General features: G+C 45.0%; 15 protein-coding genes. 12 read left to right on the forward strand and 3 right to left on the reverse strand.

The window, feature by feature from the left end:
• Positions 1-26 precede the first annotated feature (26 nt).
• The gene (locus N4J56_RS00855; RefSeq protein ID WP_317104723.1) at positions 27-557 is read right to left on the reverse strand and encodes an orange carotenoid protein N-terminal domain-containing protein; all 531 of its coding nucleotides are present in this window, start codon (positions 555-557) and stop codon (positions 27-29) included.
• 242 nt (positions 558-799) lie between these two features.
• Between N4J56_RS00855 and N4J56_RS00860 the strand changes: the two genes are divergently transcribed.
• On the forward strand, positions 800-1,180 hold the full coding sequence (locus N4J56_RS00860; protein WP_317104724.1) for a hypothetical protein: 381 nt from the start codon (positions 800-802) through the stop codon (positions 1,178-1,180).
• Positions 1,181-1,223: 43 nt separating this feature from the next.
• Here N4J56_RS00860 and N4J56_RS00865 read toward each other — a convergent pair whose 3' ends face one another.
• Positions 1,224-2,495 (reverse strand): MFS transporter, encoded by a 1,272-nt coding sequence (locus N4J56_RS00865; protein WP_317104725.1) that lies wholly within the window; start codon positions 2,493-2,495, stop codon positions 1,224-1,226.
• Between the two features lie 168 nt (positions 2,496-2,663).
• On the reverse strand, positions 2,664-3,131 hold the full coding sequence (locus N4J56_RS00870; protein WP_410500397.1) for a MarR family winged helix-turn-helix transcriptional regulator: 468 nt from the start codon (positions 3,129-3,131) through the stop codon (positions 2,664-2,666).
• Between the two features lie 508 nt (positions 3,132-3,639).
• Between N4J56_RS00870 and N4J56_RS00875 the strand changes: the two genes are divergently transcribed.
• The 11 genes from N4J56_RS00875 (at position 3,640) to N4J56_RS00925 (ending at position 15,878) form a co-directional block, all read left to right on the forward strand.
• A complete protein-coding gene (locus N4J56_RS00875) occupies positions 3,640-5,166 on the forward strand; it encodes a lipopolysaccharide biosynthesis protein (RefSeq protein WP_317104727.1) in 1,527 nt (508 codons plus the stop codon).
• Entirely contained in the window at positions 5,163-5,900 is a 738-nt protein-coding gene (locus N4J56_RS00880) for a class I SAM-dependent methyltransferase (protein ID WP_317104728.1), read from the forward strand. The genes N4J56_RS00875 and N4J56_RS00880 overlap by 4 nt, the downstream gene beginning before the upstream one ends.
• 66 nt (positions 5,901-5,966) lie before the next feature.
• Positions 5,967-6,770 carry a class I SAM-dependent methyltransferase gene (locus N4J56_RS00885; RefSeq protein ID WP_317104729.1) on the forward strand — a complete coding sequence of 268 codons (804 nt, stop codon included), beginning with the start codon at positions 5,967-5,969 and terminating at the stop codon, positions 6,768-6,770.
• A gap of 29 nt (positions 6,771-6,799) precedes the next feature.
• The gene (locus tag N4J56_RS00890; protein ID WP_317104730.1) at positions 6,800-8,032 is read left to right on the forward strand and encodes a glycosyltransferase; all 1,233 of its coding nucleotides are present in this window, start codon (positions 6,800-6,802) and stop codon (positions 8,030-8,032) included.
• A 162-nt stretch (positions 8,033-8,194) separates the two neighbouring features.
• On the forward strand, positions 8,195-9,469 hold the full coding sequence (locus N4J56_RS00895; protein ID WP_317104731.1) for a glycosyltransferase: 1,275 nt from the start codon (positions 8,195-8,197) through the stop codon (positions 9,467-9,469).
• Between the two features lie 104 nt (positions 9,470-9,573).
• Positions 9,574-10,752 (forward strand): cysteine desulfurase family protein, encoded by a 1,179-nt coding sequence (locus tag N4J56_RS00900; protein WP_317104732.1) that lies wholly within the window; start codon positions 9,574-9,576, stop codon positions 10,750-10,752.
• 102 nt (positions 10,753-10,854) lie between these two features.
• Complete coding sequence (locus N4J56_RS00905; protein ID WP_317104733.1) at positions 10,855-12,159, forward strand: DNA cytosine methyltransferase; 1,305 nt, start codon at positions 10,855-10,857, stop codon at positions 12,157-12,159.
• 165 nt (positions 12,160-12,324) lie between these two features.
• Positions 12,325-13,038 (forward strand): deoxyribose-phosphate aldolase, encoded by a 714-nt coding sequence (deoC, locus tag N4J56_RS00910; RefSeq protein ID WP_317104734.1) that lies wholly within the window; start codon positions 12,325-12,327, stop codon positions 13,036-13,038.
• 99 nt (positions 13,039-13,137) lie between these two features.
• Complete coding sequence (gene recO, locus N4J56_RS00915; RefSeq protein ID WP_317104735.1) at positions 13,138-14,097, forward strand: DNA repair protein RecO; 960 nt, start codon at positions 13,138-13,140, stop codon at positions 14,095-14,097.
• The gene (locus tag N4J56_RS00920) at positions 14,084-15,760 is read left to right on the forward strand and encodes an MFS transporter (protein WP_317104736.1); all 1,677 of its coding nucleotides are present in this window, start codon (positions 14,084-14,086) and stop codon (positions 15,758-15,760) included. Before recO ends, N4J56_RS00920 begins: the two co-directional genes overlap by 14 nt.
• Positions 15,750-15,878, forward strand: coding sequence for a hypothetical protein (locus tag N4J56_RS00925; RefSeq protein WP_317104737.1), 129 nt, complete (start codon positions 15,750-15,752; stop codon positions 15,876-15,878). Before N4J56_RS00920 ends, N4J56_RS00925 begins: the two co-directional genes overlap by 11 nt.
• Positions 15,879-15,899: the final 21 nt, after the last annotated feature.

Below are 15,899 nucleotides of genomic sequence, written 5' to 3' on the forward strand. Positions count from 1 at the left end.
ACCAACAACAAATGACAAATGACAACTTAAAGACTAGAAGTTTTGCCTGTTTGAGCTTGTGTTTCTATAGGCTTAATATCTGTGTAACCCATATTACTTGAAATTGTGCGGAAAATGGAAATCTGATCTTCAAATTCGAGTCCTTCAGTTTGGGAAAGTAAATTTTTAATTGGTTCAGATGCTTGATAGCTTGAAGGCATTCCGACAACAGTATCGCCCATAGCTTGCGCCCAAGCATACCAAACCATCAGTTGATTATTTTCTTTCAACGCACCGTAGGCGTGAGAATAGTCTGTATTTTCTTTGTTGACAATTTGCCGCATAATTGCAAGTTGCTCGTCGTCTGACAATTCGTAATAGTCTCCTAGCAATCTTGGTGCTAGTTCAGGTTCGGCAGCAGTTGGTGCAGCTGGAGTGATTGAATCTCCCATCTTTTTGTAAACCAAATAAAACCAAGCCAACTTAGCGTCGGTGTCTAAGGCATCAAAAGCTTTTATGATGTTTTGAGTCTCGGCAGAAAGCGCTTGAGACCGATCTGGATTGAAGCTTGATGTCATTGCTGATATCCCAGTTAATTTAAACTCTCAAGCTTAGGGTTATCAGAGTTAGGGGACGCAATTCGCCCCCCGAGAGAGATAGTTTTAGTGAGTGGAAACTTATACCTTTAGTAGCAGATCCAGAGAGAACGGTAGAAACAGAACAGACAAGAGAAAAATCTATCTTAGTGGGGTTATGAGAGTAGGCGCTCGCATTGATAGGATCGCCTTACAACATAAAATAATTTCAATAGGAGTGACCCATGCCAGAAGAAATTAAATCGAACCCTAATGAAACTCCTACACAAGATGCTCAGTTAGCAGCTGAGAATATAGCTACTGGAGTCGAAAAAGCGCCTACAGTAGATTTTGATGCAGATTATGCCGCTGCCCAGCAATACAGCGTCAGCGAAATTGACCGTAAGGGTGAAGGTGCGATGGCAGCTGAAAAGGTGACTCAACCTGAATTTCAAGTTTCCGAGTCAGACGAACAGCAAACAGTAGCCAAGCCAACGGGAGATCCAGCTGACTACATGGATATGGCAAAGGATGTAAATTCCCCTTCAAAGGAAATCAACCAAGAATCGAAGTCAACCGGAAATCCATCTGACTACATGGATATGGCAAAGGATGTAAATTCGTAGGTTGAAATAGAGAGGTGAAATAGAGACGTTCGCGCGAGCGTCTCTACGTGTTTGTCTGGGATAATATACCTCTTTGTTGCAAAACTGGACGGGCTGCTTGTCTGAGTTTAGGTAACTGTCTGGCAAATAATAGCGAGCCGATAATACAAAAACTTCCCCCTATAAGTAAAGTATTGGTAGCACCAATGCGATCGGCAGAAAATCCAGCAAATAAGTTACCAAATGGAACCATTCCTAAAAAGGACATGGTGAATAAACTCATGACTCGTCCGCGTTTATCATCTTCAACAATAGTTTGAATGACAGTGTTGCTGGAGGAAATAGTCAGAATAGAACCTAGTCCGATTAACGCTGACATAAGGGTGGATAACCATAGCATTCTTGATAGGGAAAAAAAGATAATTCCCGTGCCGCAAAGTGCCGGAGCTAAAGCAATGACTTTGCCCAAACCGACAACTGTTTTGCGCGTGCTTAAATAAATTCCTCCGCCAATTGCTCCTACTCCCGAGGCTGCCATTAATAAGCCTAAAGTGCGCGCATCACCAGCTAAAATTTTGGTAGCAAATATAGGAACTAAGGTAATATAAGGCATTGCCATTAAACTAAATAAAGCCAGTAATAGCAAGGTCGAGCGGATCGGAGAAAAGTTGTAGGCGTAAACAAATCCTTCTTTCAATCTTTGCAATGGGTTGGCGGTTGTAACGACTATTTTCTTTGGTTTTAAGCGCATTGCCATTAAAGCCGCAATGACAGCAATATAGCTTACACCATCAATTAAAAAACAGTAAGCAGCGCCAATTCTAGCAATCAAAATTCCCGCGATCGCAGGTCCAACTAACCGTCCGCCATTAACCAGAGAAGAATTCAAGGCGATCGCACTAGCTAAATCGTCTCTCTTTTCGACCATTTCTGGCACAAATGCTTGTCTAGCCGGAGCATCTACAGCATTAATTACGCCTTGAAATAAACTCAAAATAATAAAATGCCAAATATGGATCGTTCCTGATAGCGCTAACACTGCTAGCGCTAGGGACTGTATCATGGCTAATATTTGAGTGATAACTAAAATTTTATGTGTATTGAATCGATCTACTAAAACTCCCCCCCAAGCGGCTAAGAATAAGCTGGGAATTTGACTAGTAAAACCCACAATGCCCAACATTAACGCTGAATTTGTGAGTTGGTAAACCAACCAAATCGTTGCCGTTTGCGTCATCCACGTACCAATTAATGAAACTCCTTGTCCAAAGAAAAACAGACGGTAGTTTCTCGATCTCAAAGCAGGTACGATCTCAATATTTGCAAGTCTATTCATTTTTCATCTACATTCAGGAAAGCACTTATTTATTAAATAAATACTTTGTTGCTTCGGAACACCATCCAGAGAACTATTGTTGAAACATATTATGAGATTATATTGCCAGTAACAATTTCTCTGCTTCCGGCGATCGCTGTGTATGAGTCACAGTGGAGTTGTTAGTTTTTAGGAAAGATTGGCGATCGCTTGGTCAATTAACCTGGAAAACAGTTGGCGTTCTTCCAGAGAAAAGCCTTGCATGGCTTGTTCCTTCAGATCTAAAGCGATTGGGGGTAATATATTTTCTAGTTCTCGACCAGCACCCGTTAGCCAGATCCGCCAAATGCGGCGATCGCGAGGGTCGCGCTCTCTGCGGATCAGTCCTCGTTCTTCCATGCGATCGAGCACTCCCGTTAAAGTTCCTCCTACCTGCTGCAATTTCTCCCCAATGCTACAAGTGGCTAAGCCATCTTCCTCCCACAAACAGCACAACACGACCCAGTGAAAGGGTGTCAGACCGAATGGTTCGAGGCGTTCTTGAAATCTGCGACTCCCCAACTGACCTAACAGCTTAATGCGGTAGCCAACGCTATACGGCGCTAAAATTTCTCGCAATGGCTCGGCAATTTTTCGTTCGGTAGAAGTAGAAGGCATTTCGGGAATATTTCGCATACGTAATATTATTTTAGCTAAATTCTTTTGAGTTTGACAATCTGTCATAACTGTCTCTAAAAATGTAACCACAAAGCAAGCGGGTAATTTCGTATCGCAGAGTATGGATTGTTGCATTTATTTGTAGATCGTGCGTCTTGCTCGCACAAATATAACTTTCGGAGTAGTTTTGTGACTAGCCGTAATTGCGATTGTTAATGGTGTTGGTTTGAAAGGGAAGAATCCCAGATGTACGAAAGACTTGGATTGAGTTAAGGGTTCGGTGTAAGTTTACCTGGTGCAAAAAACACGTTATCGTGCGAGATGGAAAAAATCAAAATAGCGCGATCGCAGTTATTCGACCAGAAGTTATTGCTGAAAAGGCGACTCTAGGGTAGAATTGCCCGAATTCAAACTTTTGATTATGATGCTCAGAAGTCAGAGTAACTGATTCAACGATCGAGATTGAACGATCGCGAGATCGCTCCCGTTAACTTATACAGGTGCAGCCTTGCCAGAGCCTTTGCCAGAGTCTTTAAAAACCAGCTCCGAGAGCGATCGCGACCGACACTTTCGCACCGATCATCTCAATGCCGATCTCAAAAAGCGTTCTGTACGCGGCGGAGCAGTGACGCTGGTAGCTCAAGCTTGTAAGTTTACCTTGCAGATCGGTTCCACTGTCATTTTAGCCCGCCTGCTAGCGCCGCAGGATTACGGTTTAGTCGGCATGGTAACTGCCGTGACGGGTTTTGTCGCCTTGTTTAAAGATATGGGGTTGTCGATGGCAACAATCCAAAAGGCAGAAATTAACCACCGCCAGATTAGCAACCTGTTTTGGGTAAATATTGCAGTTAGCCTGTTACTAACTCTCGTAACTTGCGCGCTCGCTCCCGCTGTCGCCGTATTTTACAACGAACCCCGTTTAACCTTAATTACCATCGTTTCAGCAATTGGTTTTCTGTTTGGAGGCTTAACAGTCCAGCATCAAGCGTTGCTCAACCGCCAGATGCGGTTTACTGCTTTAGCAGCGATTGATATTGTTGCTATGGCTTTTGGAGTCGTCAGCGCTCTAGTTTTAGCTTGGTATGGAGCTGGATATTGGGCATTGGTAGTCATGCAAATCGCGATCGCGATCGGTCAAATGGGAGGTGCGTGGTTGCTGTGTAGCTGGCGACCTAGTTTGCCACAACGACACGCTAATATTCGCGAATTATTGACTTTTGGCAGCCATCTCACGGGCTTCAACGTAATTAATTACTTTGCCCGCAACCTAGATAACATTTTAATCGGTCGGTCTTGGGGTGCGGGACAATTAGGGCTGTACTCCAAAGCTTATGGCTTGTTACTCTTACCATTGCAGCAAATTAACGCGCCGATTACTGCGGTCGCAATCCCGAGCTTAAGTCGATTACAGGCAGACCCGCAGCAATTTCGCAACTACTACCTTAAAGCAGTCTCGCTGGTTACGTTTCTCACGCTACCTTTAGTTATCCTTTCGATCGCGATCTCTGAAGAAGTGGTGACGCTCATTCTCGGTTCTCAATGGCGAGAAGCTAGTTTTCTATTTCGGTTTCTTGGTGTCGCCGCCATATTTCAACCGCTTTGCAATACGGCTGGATGGTTGTATATTGCCACAGGCAAAACAGACCGCATGTTGAAATGGGGCGTGTTTGCTTCTAGTTTGACAGTGGTATCGTTTTTTATCGGTCTGCCTTATGGAGCGCGGGGAGTTGCTTTATGCTACGCCGTAGCAATGCTCTTACAAGTCTATCCTTGTATGTATTATGCAACCCGCGGTCTAGAAATTACGACGAGCGATTTGTTCTCGGCGATCGCCCAATCGCTTGTTGCTGCTATCATCGCGGGGATTGCCACAATTGGAGTTAAATTTGTACTCGATCCGATTTTACCAGTGTGGGAAATCGCGATCGCTTGCACGTTAGTGATGACAATATTGTATGTCGCGATCGTGTTTTATTTGTTTGGCAAGAAATCTTTTTATCTGTCCTTCCTGCAAGAATTTAAACAACGACGATGAAAGTAGCGTCACCTTCTCGGTATACTTATCAAGTCCAAGAACGGGGCGATCGCGTGCGTCCCAACCGCTTTCACTCCCGCTATGCAATTCTCAAATTGCTGCTGGAAAAGTTACAGCATCTAGTTGAATCTGAGTTGCTTGTCCCAGGAGAAAAGTTACTGGATTACGGTTGTGGTAACAAGCCTTACGAATCATTATTCAAACAAAAATTCGATCGCTATATTGGAGCTGACTTTCCAGGTAACGATCGCGCAGAAATTGCGGTTGGTCCCCAAGGACAGCTACCAATTGCCGATGCAAGTATTGATTGCGTCCTCTCTTCTCAGGTTTTAGAACATGTAGAACAGCCTCAAGTCTATTTGAAGGAAGCTTATCGAGTTCTCAAGCCAGGTAGCGCTTTGGTGCTTTCGACTCACGGAATTTGGCGATATCATCCCGATCCTTGCGATTACTGGCGCTGGACGGCTGCTGGTTTGCAACGAGAAGTCGTTCAAGCTGGGTTTGAGGTCGTATCGGTGCAAAGTGTTTTTGGGATGGCATCTGCTGGATTGCAACTTTGGCAAGATGCTACGGAAGAAAAAGTACCAGGTCGTTTGCGCAAATTCTACATTTGGTTGCTTCAACGGGCGATCGGTTGGATGGAATCGCGCCATCCCGAACAGTTATCTAACGATGCGGCGGTGTATATTATCCTTGCCAGAAAATCTAGAGGAGAGGAGAATATTTTTTCCTGACTGTAGCTTTTCTAGCGAAGAATTTTACTGTAATATTTTCAGCAAAAAAAGGAGAAATTCAATTCTATGGTGGTTAGTCCAGTTGAAACTTTCTACAACAACTTTTCTCCAACTTTTATTCGAGATTACGTTTACGGTAACGAACGTATCGAACGCCAGCTAGAGTTTTTTACAAAAGCCATTCATCCCGATACGGCAAGAATATTAGTTATTGGTTGTGGTTCGGGACAGGGAACTCATTTTATTGCTAAATGGATAGCAAAAAAAGCTCAGATTTTAGCAGTAGATATTAGTTCGGAAAATCTTCGTTTGGCTCGGAGTTTATTTAGTCACCCTCGAATTGAATATCGCCAAGTTAACGTGGTGACAGAAGTAATTGAGGGAAACTGGGATGCGATTATTTTACCTGATGTTTACGAACATATTCCTCTAGCAGCAAGGGGAGATTTACATCGTAAATTTAACACTTTGCTGAGTCCTCAAGGCAAAATTTTGTTTACGATTCCTAGTCCAGGAAAGCAAGCAGCACTCTACGCATCGGGAGAAGGTTTGCAAGTCGTGGATGAAGTTGTCACCCTAGAAGATTTGATCGAAGTAGGAAAAGCAGTTGAAGGAGCGCTGACCTATTGGAGTACAATCTCTGTATGGAATACAAACGATTATATCCACGCGGCTGTCGAACGAGGAGCGGCAGAAATTGGGACGATTTCTCAACAAGATTATTTACCAATTAAAGGATTCAGTTCTCTGCGGCAAAATATATCTTATCGTGGCTTAGTTGCCCTGACAAATCTACCTGGAATTGTTCGGGTGACAAGATGGTGGAAGCGCCAACGAGTCCAAAAGTTAGTTGAGGGCGATCGCTCTTAGATAATAGAGTTGTTTCTACTTGGTTTTAGATGAAAATAGCCTTTGTCGTGCAGGAATTTCCAGCTTTGTCTGAAACCTTTATCCTGAATCAAATTTCAGGTTTAATCGAGCTAGGACATGAGGTAGATATTTATGCCGTTCAACCGCGATCGCAAGATTCAAAAGTGCATCCAGATGTCGAAAAATATGACTTGCGATCGCGAACTTTTTATGCTGCTAAAATGCCCGATAATCGCTGGCAACAATGGCTGAAAGGATTGGGTTTAATCGCCACTAATTTTCCCAAAGCACCTCATGCGATCGCGCGGTTGCTCTATTCTGAATCTGTCAGACAAGTCAGCCGACTGACGCTAATTTACGAGTTAACTCCTTGGCTAAGACGCAGTAGATCGTATGATATCATTCACTGCCATTTTGGGATGAATGGTGTGAAAGCGGCTGTATTAAAAGAAATCGGGGCAATTCAAGGTCGATTGATTACCGTATTTCACGGATTTGATATTACTCTTTATCTTCAACAAGTCGGCGATCGCGTTTACGATCGCTTGCTATCGACCGCAGATTTATTAATGCCAATTAGCAAGCTTTGGCAGCAAAAACTCATTGAATTAGGTGGCGACGAAAAGAAAATTGTCGTTCACCATATGGGAATTGATTGTCATCAATTCACTTTTAAAGCACGTCAATACAGCGAGCGCGTAGTGCGGGTAATTACTATTGCGCGTCTGGTCGAAAAAAAAGGCGTAGAATATGGAATTCGGGCTGTAGCAAAACTAGCAAAAGATTTTCCCCAAATAGAATATCAAATAGTAGGAGACGGCTGTTTAAAAGACGAGTTACAAAAGCTAAGTCAAGAACTTAAAGTAACCGATAAAGTGAAACTATTAGGTTGGAAACAACAGCAAGAAATTACCGAACTTCTCGCTCAAGCTCACATTTATATGGCTCCCAGCGTTACCAGTAGAAATGGCGATAGAGAAGGTATTCCAGTCTCTTTAATGGAAGCAATGGCTTGCGGAATGCCAATTTTGAGTACCATGCATAGCGGCATTCCCGAACTTGTCGAACACGGTAAGTCAGGATTTTTAGTACCAGAACGAGATGCGGATGCTTTAGCTGAAAAATTGAGTTATCTGCTAGAAAACCCCGAAATTTGGCAAAAAATGGGCGTAGCAGGTCGAGCCTGTGTGGAACAATATTACAACATCCAGCGACTTAACGGACAACTCGTTGAGATCTATCAAAAACTATTACGTGCTTGAAGACACAACATGGAGTCTTGGAGCAAGAGCAGTTAGCAAAACATCTGAATCGCGGTTAGGTATAATTCACCCAGGAGGAAGCAGAGAAATAGCTTGGCGGCGCTGACAAAGATTGTATAGGTTTTATCGGAACAAAGTAATAAAATACACACAAAAATATTTATGGCACTCGGACAACAAAGCTTCCTATTACCAGTTCCTACAGGCTCTCTACTCATACCTGAAACTGCACCAGCCGCTACCTCAGATAGAGATTTTCAGACAAATAGAGGACAAAAAAGCTTTTCGGTACGCTTTTCTCTGGTTATACCTACATATAACGAAGGAAAAAACATTCGCGCGATCGTCAGCATTCTCACCGATTTACTCGATCCAATTCTGCCAGAAGATTATGAATTAATCGTCGTTGACGATGATAGCCCGGATCGGACGTGGGAAATTGCTCAGCGTCTAATGGTAGAGTACCCCCAATTGCGGGTGATGCGACGGACTACGGAAAAGGGACTTTCTACAGCTGTGGTGCGCGGTTGGCAAGTAGCCAATGGAGAGATTTTAGGCGTAATTGATGGCGACCTACAACACCCACCGCAGGTCTTGTTGAAACTTTTAGCGGCAATGAACGATGGTGCAGATTTAGCTGTAGCTAGTCGCCACATTGAAGGTGGGGGAGTGAGTAGCTGGAGTGCGGTACGTCGCTTTTTGTCAAGAGGCGCACAACTATTAGGTTTGGTAATCTTACCGCAAGTCGTGGGGCGCGTGTCTGACCCCATGAGCGGTTATTTTATGGTACAGCGACAAGCGATCGCCGGAGCAGCTCTCAGTCCTGTAGGCTACAAAATTTTAATTGAAGTTTTGGGACGGGGAGATATTAAAGAAATTGCTGAAGTAGGTTACGTTTTCCAAGAACGGCGCGAAGGCGAAAGCAAAGTTACGTGGAAGCAGTATGTAGACTACATCAAGCACTTGATCGGACTGCGAGTTTCGCGAGGACGGATCGGCAGAATTCGACAAAAAATTAATTTTCCGATTGGCAGATTTATCCGCTTCGGTGCGGTTGGTTTTAGCGGGGTATTTGTCGATATGGCAGTTTTATATCTCCTCCACGATCCGAGTGGCTTGGGATGGGGTTTGACGCGGAGTAAAGCGATCGCGGCGGAAGCTGCTATTATCAATAACTTTTTCTGGAACGATGCTTGGACGTTCAGCGATATGTCCCGACAGCAACGCGGTTGGCGCAAGCGGATCAAGCGGTTGTTGAAATTTAATATCGTCTGCTTAATGGGTTTGGTCTTGAATATCCTGCTGCTGAATGTCCTGTACAACACTTTGCACGTCCACTATCAAATCGCCAATCTCCTAGCGATCGCGATCGTCACGTTCTGGAACTTCTGGATCAACCTCAAACTCAGCTGGCGCGTCACGGAGAGCAATGATTAGGGAGTCGGGAGTCGGGAGTCGGGGAGAAGAGAGCTGAGGGAGCGATCGGGAGCAACTACCAACTACCAACTACCAATTACCAATTACCAATTACCACTATTGCCATGTCTCGCCCAATTTACTTAGATTGCCACTCAACTACGCCGCTAGATGAAAGAGTTTTGCAGGCGATGTTACCCTATTTTCGAGAGCATTTTGGTAATCCGTCGAGTAACAGCCACTTTTACGGCTGGGAAGCAGAAGCGGCGGTGAGACAAGCAAGGGAAATATTGGCAGATGCGATCGCGGCTACGCCAGAGGAAATTGTCTTTACGAGTGGAGCGACGGAAGCAAATAATTTAGCCATTAAAGGGGTGGCTGAGGCTTATTTTCAGAAAGGACGGCACATTATTACGCTGGCGACAGAGCATAATGCTGTTATCGACCCTAGCGAATATTTGCGATCGCTCGGTTTTGAGGTGACGTTTTTACCCGTGCAAATAGACGGGTTAATCGATCTAGAGAAATTAGCACAAGCATTCCGTCCCGATACGATTTTAGTCTCGGTGATGGCAGCAAACAATGAAATTGGTGTATTGCAACCGTTGGCAGAGATTGGGAAAATGTGTCGCGATCGCCAAGTTTTATTTCATACTGATGCTGCACAGGCGATTGGGAAAATTTTGCTCGACGTGCAGGCGATGCAGATCGATTTAATGTCGCTGACGGCGCACAAAGTTCATGGACCAAAAGGGATTGGTGCTTTGTACGTGCGACGGCGCAATCCTAGAGTCCAACTAGCACCACAGCTACACGGCGGCGGACAAGAACGGGGAATGCGTTCTGGGACTTTGTATACGCCGCAGATTGTTGGTTTTGGTCAAGCAGTCGCGATCGCTTTGGCAGAACGAGAGACAGAGGCAAAGCGCCAAATGCAACTACGAGATCGGCTGTGGCAAAAGTTGAGCCAATTAGATGGGGTGTATTTAAACGGACATCCCAGCCAAAGGTTGCCTGGGAATTTAAACATTAGCGTCGAAGGAGTTGACGGCACTGCCCTACACCTGGGGTTACAGCCTGTTGTAGCGGTGTCTTCCGGCGCGGCTTGTTCTTCTGCCAAAACAGCCCCGTCTCACGTTTTACTCGCCTTGGGGCGTTCGGAACAGCTAGCTTATGCCTCAATTCGATTTGGGATTGGGCGGTTTAATACGATAGAGGAGATCGATCGCGTAACAGAACACGTGGTGGCGACAATCTCTAGCCTGCGGCGACAAAAGCAGTTATCAGCGATCGCCGATCGCTGAACAGTTAACAGTTATTGGTAAAGATGAATCGGAAAAAAAGACAAGCCACGGGCGATAATTGACTTCAAACTGTGGTGTGTTTGAACGTGGTGTGTTTGAACAATGGAAATGGATAGCGGACGACCTATCGGTGTAGATTTGTTTGCAGGTGTTGGTGGGATGACGCTTGGTTTTGAACAAGCAGGTTTTGATGTCCTGGCAGCTGTGGAAATCGATCCGATCCATTGTGCAACCCATCAGTTTAATTTTCCGCTTTGCTCGGTTTTATGTAAGAGCGCGATCGATGCTACAGGTACAGAAATTAGAAATCGTTCGACAATAGGCGATCGCGATATTGATGTCGTCTTTGGCGGTTCTCCCTGTCAGGGATTTTCGTTAATTGGCAAACGCGCTTTGGACGATCCGCGCAATGCGTTGGTACATCACTTTTTGCGATTGGTACTAGAGCTAAAACCAAAATATTTTGTATTTGAAAACGTGCCAGGATTAACTATTGGCAATCATCGGCAATTTCTCTCAGAATTAATTGCAGCTTTTGGCGCTGGTGGATACGAAGTTAAAACAGATTATCGAGTTTTAAACGCGGCAAACTATGGTATACCTCAAGATCGAGCTAGGTTATTTCTGCTTGGCTGTCGTTACGGTTTACCTTTGCCTGACTATCCTCAACCGATAACGAAACCCTCACTCTCTCGTAAATCAAAATATATTTTAAATTTACCTCATTTAAAACCAACTCCTACAATTTGGGATGCACTGTGCGACCTTCCAGTAGTAGAAATGTATCCAGAATTACTTCGGCAAGATTGGACAATTGTTGAATACAGCAAACCCAGTCATTATAGTAGTAAAATGCGCGGTATTTTTGCTAACAATGATAACTACGCTGGCGATCGCCACTTTGATTCATGTCTATTGACTTCTAGCATGAGAACTCGTCACGGTGACAATTCTATTGCTAGATTTGCTACTACCAATTGGGGGGAAGTAGAGCCAATCAGCCACTTTTATAAACTTGCTCCTGAAGGCATTTGTAATACTTTACGAGCTGGGACGGCGAGTAATTTAGGGGCTTTTACTTCACCCCGTCCGATTCATCCCTATAAGCCAAGATGTATTACTGTTAGAGAAGCCGCCCGATTGCATTCTTATCCCGATTGGTTTCGATTTCATCAGACAAAATGGCACGGTTTTCGCCAGGTAGGAAATTCTGTACCACCACTTTTAGCTCAGGCAATTGCTAGAGAAATTATCCGTGTTTTAGGAGTAGTTCCAGTCAAACTAAAAGAAACACAACAACTGGGAAGCGATCGCCTACTTCAACTCAATATGACTCAAGCAGCACGAATTTATGGTGTAGCGGCAAATGCGATCGCGCCAAGGTTAAGACAGAAGCGAAGAGAATGAGTGTCGTTTTCGGTATTGTTGACTAGAATTGGTAGGTTATTTGTTTCGCGCTAGCCGAGAGTTATGGGCGATCGCGCCAGTCAAAAACTTTAAATTAAAAAAACTTTAAATAATGTCTCAGAATTCTGATAAAACTTAAAACAGAGGTAACTGAGAGCATACGTGATGGTGGCAGCAGCAGACTACCGAGAGATTGACATTGCCCCATTAATCGACCATACCTTGCTGATCCCGACGGCAACGCCCGCCCAGGTAGAACAGTGGTGTATGGAAGCAGACAGATTTGGATTTGCCGCAGTTTGTATCAACCCCGTCTACGTGCGGCAAGCAGCAGAATTGCTCTACGGCAAAAAACCAAAAGTTTGCACGGTGATTGGCTTCCCTACCGGAGCCACGACATCAGCGGTAAAGCTGTACGAAGCGCAAGAAGCAGCCGACAGCGGGGCGACTGAATTAGATGTCGTCATCAATTTAGGCTGGCTTAAAGCTGAGAAAACAGAAGCACTGCACCGAGAAATAGCCGAAATTTGTGAAGAAACGGGGCAGACAGTCAAAGTTATTTTAGAAACCACCCTTCTGACAGAGGCAGAAAAACGACTTGCCGCAGATATATGTATGGATGCGGGAGCAGCGTTTCTCAAAACAAGTACGGGATGGAATGGGGGTGCAACAGTGGCAGACGTGCGCTTACTTAAAGAAATTGCTAAGGAACGAGTCGGTATTAAAGCATCGGGAGGAATTCGCACTATAGACCAGGCAATAGAGCTAATATTGGCAGGGGCGACGCGACTAGGTACATCTCGCAGCGTCGATCTACTCCGCCAGCGCGATAACCTGGAAAAAGAGACAAGCTTCGAGGAGCGAGGAGCGAGGAGTTAGGGGTAAGTGGAACTAGAGTATAGATAAAAATTACTGCTGTTTCCCCCACCTCTGTTTCCCTAATTTTTCCCTCACTCCTCACTCCTTACCCCCTAATCTATGAGTCGTACCTACAAAGCCACTGGAATTAATTTAAAGAGTATGCCTTTGGGTGAGGCAGATCGATTGTTGACGATTTTGACTCAGGAGTTTGGTTTGATCCGAGCTGTTGCGCCTGGGGTGAGAAAGCAAAATTCAAAGATTGGTGGTAGAAGTGGGTTGTTTGTCGTCAACGAATTGTTGATTGCTAAAGGGCGATCGCTCGATAAAATTACTCAAGCTGAAACCCTAGAGTCATATCCGGCTCTGGGTCAAGACTTAGGTAAGCTAGCTGCTAGCCAGTATTTGGCAGAAATGGCGATGTGTCAAGCTTTGAGCGAACAACCCCAAACTGAATTGTTTTACTTGCTCAACGAGCATCTTAAACGCCTGGAACAATTGCCTAAATCTTCAGGATTTTCTATTTTGGCTCATCTATGCCATGCAGCGTTTCACCTGTTGGCTTTGGCAGGGATTGCGCCCCAAGTTCAAGCTTGTTCTTTAACGGCAAATTCCCTGACTCCAGATTTTTCTACTCCTGAGTGGCAAGTAGGATTTAGTACATCAGCAGGAGGAACGGTAAATTTGTCCGCCTGGGAAAATGCATCGGCTACAGACAAAAATAGCGATCGAAACAAATCTATAAAACCTGATGATGTTACTAATACCAAGATTTTGCCACCTACGGGCAGAGTGGCAGAGGCGATTGGTACGGGTTATCGGGCGATCGCCCACAAGCAAGAGAAACTCGTACTCGATCGGCGGATAAATGCCGCAGAACTAACTCTATTGCAACATCTGTCTCAGGCTAATCTACCTGCGATCGCTGATTTGCATCACCATGATTGGTTATCCATCGAACGCATTTTGCGTCAGTACGTACAGTATCACTTCGGTCGCCCAATTCGGTCAGCTGCCCTAATTGATAGTTATTTCGCTTCTCTGCCGAGTCCTTTAACAGAAGATCATGCAACCGTTTGATTTAGATACCAGAAATATCAAGCCATCCTCTGCTGAGGCTAATTTCCTCAGAAGTCCCGTTGGGGGTCACGCTGCTAATTCGCGGTCTACGCCATCTACGCCCAGATATTTATCTAGTAAAAAGCAAATATCTCATAATTCTGTAGCTGAAAGTACAAACTTCCAAGAAAAAACCAACACTCAAGAAAAAAGTGAATTTTATATGGGAGAGGCAGATGACAAGCTGCCAAAAATAGAGCAGTTAAATGAAACTGTTAGAAATGGCGTAGTTACAAAAACGCTAGACAGCAAGGATAGCACGATCGCCACGGAGTCGGGTGGCTCAAATGGCAGTTCTCAAGTGCATGGAGATGAGCCACCATCTGAAGAGCCACAAGGATTTTTGCCGGTTTTGCGCAACCGCAATTTTCTCTCTTTATGGAGCGGTCAAGTCTTTTCTCAACTTGCCGATAAAGTTTATTTAGTGATGACGATCGCTATCATTTCCAGTCGCTTTCAAGCCAGCGATCAAAGTATCAGCGGGTGGGTTTCGGCGATTATGATGGCTTTTACCATCCCCGCAGTCTTATTTGGCTCAGTTGCAGGGGTATTTGTCGATCGATGGTCGAAAAAGATTGTACTTGTAGTGACAAACTTGCTACGGGGCGTTTTTGTGTTGTCAGTCCCATTTCTGTTGTGGTTCACGCAAGACTGGCATTCAATTTTTAATTTGCCCGTAGGCTTTGCGATTCTTTTAGGATTATCGTTTGCGATCTCGACACTGACACAGTTCTTTGCTCCAGCCGAACAAGCAGCAATTCCGTTAGTCGTGGAGCGAAGACACTTACTATCAGCTAACTCGCTTTACACCACGACAATGATGGCTTTGGTGGTTGTGGGATTTGCGGTAGGAGAACCATTACTGGCGATCGCCGATACAATTACCGATCGCATTGGTGTCGGTACAGGTATGGGTAAGGAAATCGTTGTTGGCGGGAGTTACGCGATCGCCGGACTGATTTTATTTCTTCTCAAAACTGGCGAGAGCCTACCCGATAGCGATCGAGAACCGCCCCACGTTTTGCAAGATCTACGTGATGGACTCAGCTATCTCAAACACAATCGTCGCGTCCGCAATGCCCTCCTCCAGCTAATCATTTTATTTTCCATCTTTGCCGCTCTAACCGTGCTTGCCGTGCGGTTAGCAGAAGTCATTCCAGGGCTAAAGTCTTCTCAGTTTGGCTTTTTGTTAGCGGCTGGCGGAGTTGGAATTGCCTCTGGTGCAACTCTCCTCGGTCAATTCGGTCAACGCTTTTCCCACGCTCAGTTAAGTTTGTGGGGTTCTGTGGGCGTAGCAGCCTCCTTAGTCGGTCTATCGATGTTCTCCCAACAACTGTGGTTTGCTTTAGCATTGATTGCGCTGCTAGGGGCTTGTGCTGCCTTAGTAGCGATCCCCATGCAGACCACAATTCAAAAAGAGACTCCGCCTGACATGCATGGTAAAGTCTTTGGTCTCCAAAATAACGCCATTAATATTGCTTTATCTCTACCGCTAGCACTGGCTGGTTTAGCAGAGACATTAATTGGTTTACAGGCAGTTTTTCTAAGTTTAGCCGTAATCGCGATCGCAGGAGGTCTCTTAACCTGGTATATTTGCCGTACAGAGACCCAGATTGTTAGTTAGTTATCAACGAGAGGCTTTGGGGAGAATCAAGGGAGCAGGGAGCAGGGAGCAGGGAGCAGGGGAAAGAGAGAGTCGCGGAGCTGAGGGAGCGCAAGTTGCTGCTGAGGGAGAGAATTGACCACCACGCACCACACCCCAC

Origin of the sequence: Chroococcidiopsis sp. SAG 2025, from assembly GCF_032860985.1 — a bacterium.
Lineage (GTDB): Bacteria > Cyanobacteriota > Cyanobacteriia > Cyanobacteriales > Chroococcidiopsidaceae > Chroococcidiopsis.

What these genes read in the sequence shown, in the direction of transcription:
- N4J56_RS00920 (WP_317104736.1), top strand. Translation starts at nt 14,084, where the DNA reads ATGCAACCGTTTGATTTAGATACCAGAAATATCAAGCCATCCTCTGCT.
- N4J56_RS00880 (WP_317104728.1), top strand. Translation starts at nt 5,163, where the DNA reads ATGAAAGTAGCGTCACCTTCTCGGTATACTTATCAAGTCCAAGAACGG.
- N4J56_RS00885 (WP_317104729.1), top strand. Translation starts at nt 5,967, where the DNA reads ATGGTGGTTAGTCCAGTTGAAACTTTCTACAACAACTTTTCTCCAACT.
- N4J56_RS00870 (WP_410500397.1), bottom strand. Translation starts at nt 3,131, where the DNA reads ATGCCTTCTACTTCTACCGAACGAAAAATTGCCGAGCCATTGCGAGAA.
- N4J56_RS00900 (WP_317104732.1), top strand. Translation starts at nt 9,574, where the DNA reads ATGTCTCGCCCAATTTACTTAGATTGCCACTCAACTACGCCGCTAGAT.
- N4J56_RS00895 (WP_317104731.1), top strand. Translation starts at nt 8,195, where the DNA reads ATGGCACTCGGACAACAAAGCTTCCTATTACCAGTTCCTACAGGCTCT.
- N4J56_RS00905 (WP_317104733.1), top strand. Translation starts at nt 10,855, where the DNA reads ATGGAAATGGATAGCGGACGACCTATCGGTGTAGATTTGTTTGCAGGT.
- N4J56_RS00855 (WP_317104723.1), bottom strand. Translation starts at nt 557, where the DNA reads ATGACATCAAGCTTCAATCCAGATCGGTCTCAAGCGCTTTCTGCCGAG.
- N4J56_RS00890 (WP_317104730.1), top strand. Translation starts at nt 6,800, where the DNA reads ATGAAAATAGCCTTTGTCGTGCAGGAATTTCCAGCTTTGTCTGAAACC.
- N4J56_RS00860 (WP_317104724.1), top strand. Translation starts at nt 800, where the DNA reads ATGCCAGAAGAAATTAAATCGAACCCTAATGAAACTCCTACACAAGAT.
- recO (WP_317104735.1), top strand. Translation starts at nt 13,138, where the DNA reads ATGAGTCGTACCTACAAAGCCACTGGAATTAATTTAAAGAGTATGCCT.
- N4J56_RS00865 (WP_317104725.1), bottom strand. Translation starts at nt 2,495, where the DNA reads ATGAATAGACTTGCAAATATTGAGATCGTACCTGCTTTGAGATCGAGA.
- deoC (WP_317104734.1), top strand. Translation starts at nt 12,325, where the DNA reads ATGGTGGCAGCAGCAGACTACCGAGAGATTGACATTGCCCCATTAATC.